The sequence below is a fragment of the Roseateles sp. genome, from assembly GCF_044373315.1.
Taxonomy (GTDB): domain Bacteria; phylum Pseudomonadota; class Gammaproteobacteria; order Burkholderiales; family Burkholderiaceae_C; genus JACDQM01.
In genome coordinates, this window is the sequence record NZ_JBILQK010000163.1 from 1 (window position 1) to 5003 (window position 5003).

General features: G+C 62.7%; 5 protein-coding genes and 1 pseudogene. 3 read left to right on the forward strand and 3 right to left on the reverse strand.

Annotated elements, in window-relative coordinates:
* The 3 genes from ACIQ67_RS19495 to ACIQ67_RS19505 all read right to left on the reverse strand — a co-directional run.
* The coding region (locus ACIQ67_RS19495) for a DUF3460 family protein (RefSeq protein WP_397536039.1) at positions 1-110 on the reverse strand (110 nt) is incomplete at its 3' end.
* A gap of 88 nt (positions 111-198) precedes the next feature.
* Entirely contained in the window at positions 199-2244 is a 2046-nt protein-coding gene (gene metG, locus ACIQ67_RS19500) for a methionine--tRNA ligase (protein WP_397536035.1), read from the reverse strand.
* A 98-nt stretch (positions 2245-2342) separates the two neighbouring features.
* Positions 2343-2540 carry a hypothetical protein gene (locus ACIQ67_RS19505; RefSeq protein ID WP_397536036.1) on the reverse strand — a complete coding sequence of 66 codons (198 nt, stop codon included), beginning with the start codon at positions 2538-2540 and terminating at the stop codon, positions 2343-2345.
* Between the two features lie 639 nt (positions 2541-3179).
* Between ACIQ67_RS19505 and minC the strand changes: the two genes are divergently transcribed.
* From minC to ACIQ67_RS19520, 3 genes and pseudogenes are all read left to right on the forward strand, one after another.
* The gene (gene minC / locus ACIQ67_RS19510; RefSeq protein ID WP_397536037.1) at positions 3180-4004 is read left to right on the forward strand and encodes a septum site-determining protein MinC; all 825 of its coding nucleotides are present in this window, start codon (positions 3180-3182) and stop codon (positions 4002-4004) included.
* Between the two features lie 86 nt (positions 4005-4090).
* On the forward strand, positions 4091-4906 hold the full coding sequence (minD, locus tag ACIQ67_RS19515) for a septum site-determining protein MinD (protein WP_397536038.1): 816 nt from the start codon (positions 4091-4093) through the stop codon (positions 4904-4906).
* Positions 4907-4920: 14 nt separating this feature from the next.
* Positions 4921-5003 (forward strand): annotated as a pseudogene (locus tag ACIQ67_RS19520) (cell division topological specificity factor MinE); the annotation flags it as partial.

Consider the following 5003-nt stretch of genomic DNA (forward strand, 5'->3'; position numbering starts at 1 on the left):
AGCAAGGCGCGGCCAGCGCGCTGCTCGGCTTCGAGAGTCGGCTTCTTGGCCTTCAGTTCATCGATGAACTGGGTGACTTCGGACTTGTAGGGTTTCCAGAACAAAGGCATGGCAGGGCCGCTAGACAGGAGAAGGGGTGGAGTTTACAGGTCTGGGGCCAGCAGGCCCCAGCGCAAACCGCGCTTTCCGCACTCGATCTCAGCGCACCCGCATGCCGGGTTGGGCGCCGGGGAAGGGCTCGAGCACGAAGATGCCGGGGTTTGCCTTCTCGTCGGCGTGGCTGGCGGCCAGCACCATGCCTTCGCTGATGCCGAACTTCATCTTGCGCGGCGCCAGATTGGCCACCATCACCGTCAGCTTGCCTTCCAGGTCTTCCGGCTTGTAGGCACTCTTGATGCCACTGAAGACATTGCGCATGCGGCCTTCGCCGACATCCAGCGTCAGGCGCAGCAGCTTGTCGCTGCCCTCGACATGCTCGGCCTTGACGATCTTGGCGATGCGCAGGTCGACCTTGCTGAAGTCGTCGATCTTGATCTCGGGCGCCAGATCTTCGCCGCCTGGAATGACCTTGGGCGCAGCGGGTGGCTCGAACAGGGCTTCCAGCAGCTTGGGGTCGACGCGCTGCATCAGATGCTCGTAGGCGCCGATCTGGTGGGCGCCCAAGGCGCGTGCGGCATCGCCGAACTGCAGCGGCTCGATCTTCAGGAACTGCTCCACCTTGGCGGCCAGAGCCGGCAGCACCGGCTTGAGGTAGAGGGTCAACAGGCGGAAGGCCTCGATGCAGACGCTGCAGACATCGTGCAGCACCGCGTCCTTGCCTTCGAGCTTAGCCAGTTCCCAGGGCTTGTTCTGGTCCACGTACTCGTTGACGCGGTCGGCCAGCAGCATGATCTCGCGCAGCGCCTTGCCGAACTCGCGTTCTTCATAGAGATCAGCGATGGCCGGCGCATGGGCGCGCAGACCGTCCAGCAGCGCTCGGCCTTCGACGCCCAGATCAGCCGACAGCCGGTTGTCGAAGCGCTTGGCCAGGAAGCCGGCGGCGCGCGAGGCGATATTGATGTACTTGCCGACCAGGTCGGAATTGACGCGGGCGACGAAGTCCTCGGGGTTGAAGTCGAGGTCTTCAACCTTGCTGTTGAGCTTGGCCGCGATGTAGTAACGCAGCCACTCCGCGTTCATGCCCAGATTCAGGTACTTCAGCGGGTCCAGGCCGGTGCCGCGGCTCTTGCTCATCTTCTCGCCGCCGTTGACGGTCAGGAAGCCGTGCACGAACACATGGTTGGGCGTCTTGCGGCCGCTGAAATGCAGCATCGCCGGCCAGAACAGCGTGTGGAAGTAGGTGATGTCCTTGCCGATGAAGTGGATCTGCTCCACCGACTCGTCGGCCATGAAGGCTTCGTAATCGCGCCCGGTCTTGCCAAAGTAGTTCTTCAGCGAGGCCAGATAGCCGATCGGCGCGTCCAGCCAGACATAGAAGTACTTGCCCGGCGCATCCGGGATCTCGATGCCAAAGTAGGGCGCATCGCGACTGATGTCCCAGTCACCGAGGCCGCCATTGCCTTCCTCGTCCTTGGTGAACCATTCCTTGATCTTGTTGATCACCTCGGTCTGCAGGCGGCCGGCGGTCTGCGTCCATTGCTCCAGGAACTCGACGCAGCGCGGATCGCTCAGGCGGAAGAAGTAATGCTCCGAGCTCTTCATCACCGGCGTCGCGCCGGTCAGCACCGAGAAGGGGTTCTTCAGCTCGGTCGGCGTGTAGACCGCGCCGCAGACCTCGCAGCTGTCGCCGTACTGGTCCTTGGCCCCGCACTTCGGACATTCGCCCTTGATGAAGCGGTCCGGCAGGAACATCGACTTCTCGGGGTCGAAGAACTGCTCGATGGTTTTCACCGAAATCAGCTCGTTGGCGCGCAGTGCCTTGTAGATTTCTTTGGAGAGCTCGTGGTTCTCCGGGCCGTCTGTCGAGTGCCAGTTGTCGAAGCTGATGTGAAAACCGTCGAGGTAGGTCTTGCGGCCCGCGGCGATGTCGGCCACGAACTGTTGCGGCGTCTTGCCGGCCTTCTCGGCGGCAATCATGATCGGCGCGCCATGCGCATCGTCCGCGCCGACAAAGTTCACCTCATGGCCGCGCATGCGCTGGAAGCGCACCCAGACGTCAGCCTGCGTGTACTCCATGATGTGGCCAATGTGGAAATTGGCGTTGGCATAGGGCAGGGCGGTTGTGACGAAGAGCTTGCGGGTCATGGCAGGGGAAGTCTGTGCTGGCAGGCAGCGCGTGCGGCGCCGCGCGGGAGCGTGATTCTAGGCGCGCGCGGAAATGGGCCGAGCTTGGCTGCGGTGGCTCAGCCGGCGGCAGGGGCAGGCTTGTCGCTGCCGGGCTCGGTGGGTGCGCCTTCGGCTGCCGCCGCGGGCGCGTTGTCGTCAGGCAGGCCTTCAGCGCCGTCCTTCGGGTTCAGCTTGCGCTGACGCTTTTCTTCGTTCTTGCGCTTCTTGGCGAGTTCGCGTTGACGTTTCTCGTACGAATAGTTCGGTGTTGCCAAAGCCTGCTCCTTCGCTGGCCCGCGACACGCAAGCCGATATGCCCAATGTAACCGCAGCGCCCCCACGGCCGGCTGACGGCTGGCCTGTGGCGCTTTGCTGGCCAGTTAGCGGCTGAAGCTCAAATCCACATCAGACATCAGCGCTAAGGTCTTGATTCTTATGCGCTCTTGCAGGTATCCACTTCTGCTGTGGATAACTTTGTTGAAAACCTGCTTTGGCGGGTGCTAAACCCTTGATCTTCGGGCCTTGCGCTTGGCTTGCCGAATTTTTGAGCACTCTCGAGGCCTTCATATGAATCAATGACTTAGGTGAATTTCGGGGAAACCAGAAGATGCGCTGCAGCATTGGGCGGGTTTCTTGGTGGCTTGCGCCCCGCTGGCAAGGAAATGGGGATAAGTCAAGCTGCAAAGTTGAAAAATTTGCTTTGTGTTCATTGTTGTCCCGGATTTCAGTCCCGCATCTGTCCACTGCATCTGTGGACAAACTTGTGGGTCGGCCGGCGACAGCGCGCGCAAGTGCTTGATCGGCGAGGGAAAGCGCTGGCCTGCCCGGATTTTGTGCAACTCCGCGTTTCGCCCAGGGAGGAGCGGGCCTGCGGGGCCGCTAAAATTCAGCGCTTCTAGAACCGACAGACAACAATGGCCCAAGCAATCGAGGGGAAACAGTCCGGCAAAGCTCAGTCCCGACCGGCGGAGGTCTTCGAGCTCAAGAGCGCTTCCCTCAGTCTGCTGGCCCTGGTCCTGAGGACGGCGGATCTGGAGCAGCTGGCGCTTGAGTTGCGCGAACGGCTGGGCGACACGCCGGAGGTGTTCAACCAGGACCCGCTGCTGATCGATTTCTCGCAGCTGCCGCAGCCGGCCCAGGCCCCGGACGACTCACCGCAGCTGGGCCTGCTCAGCGAAGGCACGGTCGATCTGCCCGCCTTGTTGACGCTGCTGCGCAAGCACCGCATGCAGCCCGTCGCCGTGACTGGGGCCGGACCGGCCTTGCTGGCGCAGGCGCTGGCACTCGGCTTGGCCGAGGCGCCGGAAGGGCCGCAGACGCGAGAGGCGCCGGCGGCGGTGCGCGAGGTCGAGGTGATCCGCGAAGTCGTGGTCGAGCGCCAGGTGGCCGTGCCGGCGGAAGCGGCCAAGACGGTGATCATCGACAAGCCCTTGCGTTCGGGACAGCAGGTTTATGCCAAAGGCGCCGATTTGGTGGTGCTGGCGCTGGTGAACCACGGCGCCGAGGTGATCGCCGATGGCAGCATCCATGTCTACGCGCCGCTGCGTGGCAAGGCCATCGCCGGCGCGCGCGGCAATACCGAGGCGCGCATTTTCGCCGCCAGCATGGAGGCCGAGCTGATCGCGATCGCCGGCATCTACCGCACCACCGAGAACCCACTGCCCGACACCGTGTTGGGCAAGCCGGCCCAGGTGCGGCTGGAGGGCGAAAAGCTGGTGATGGAGCCTCTGCAGTACTGAGCAGCCGTTTGACGAAAAAGATTTCGAACACGAGCCCGGTGCCCAGGCACCGGACCCACAAGCAAAACTCTTGAAGGAATGGATCGATGACCAAGATCGTCGTGGTGACCTCGGGCAAGGGCGGTGTCGGCAAGACCACCACCAGCGCCAGCTTCGCAACAGGCCTGGCCTTGCGCGGCTACAAGACTTGCGTGATCGACTTTGACGTCGGCCTGCGCAATCTGGACCTGATCATGGGCGTCGAGCGCCGCGTGGTCTATGACCTGATCAACGTGATCAATGACGAGGTCAAGCTGGCCCAGGCGCTGATCAAGGACAAGCAGCTGGACAAGCTCTTCATCCTGGCTGCCTCGCAGACGCGCGACAAGGACGCCTTGAAGCAGGAAGGCGTGGAACGCATCCTCGACGAGCTCAAGGCAATGGAGTTCGACTTCATCATCTGCGATTCGCCGGCCGGCATCGAGACCGGCGCGCTGATGGCCATGCACTATGCCGACGAGGCCCTGGTCGTGACCAACCCCGAGGTCTCCTCGGTGCGCGACTCTGACCGCATCCTGGGCATGCTCAACAGCAAGACCAAGCGCGCCATCGAGGGCAAGGAGCCGATCAAGGAGCACCTCCTGATCACGCGCTACAACCCCAACCGTGTCGAAGGCGGGCAGATGCTGTCGCTGGAAGACATCCACGAGATCCTGCGCACGCCGCTGATCGGCGTGATCCCCGAGAGCGAGATCGTGCTGCAGGCCTCAAATCAAGGCACGCCGGCCATCCACATGAAGGGTTCGGACGTGGCCGACGCCTACGCCGACGTGGTGTCGCGCTTCCTCGGCGAAGACAAGCCGATGCGCTTCATCGAAGCGGTCAAGCCCGGCTTCTTCAAGCGCCTGTTCGGCGGCAAGTGAGGGGATGAGCAACCATGGGATTCCTCTCGTTCTTTCTCGGTGAAAAGAAGAGCTCCGCCAGTGTGGCCAAGGAGCGCCTGCAGCTGATCCTGGCGCA

What these genes read in the sequence shown, in the direction of transcription:
- metG (WP_397536035.1), bottom strand. Translation starts at nt 2,244, where the DNA reads ATGACCCGCAAGCTCTTCGTCACAACCGCCCTGCCCTATGCCAACGCC.
- minC (WP_397536037.1), top strand. Translation starts at nt 3,180, where the DNA reads ATGGCCCAAGCAATCGAGGGGAAACAGTCCGGCAAAGCTCAGTCCCGA.
- minD (WP_397536038.1), top strand. Translation starts at nt 4,091, where the DNA reads ATGACCAAGATCGTCGTGGTGACCTCGGGCAAGGGCGGTGTCGGCAAG.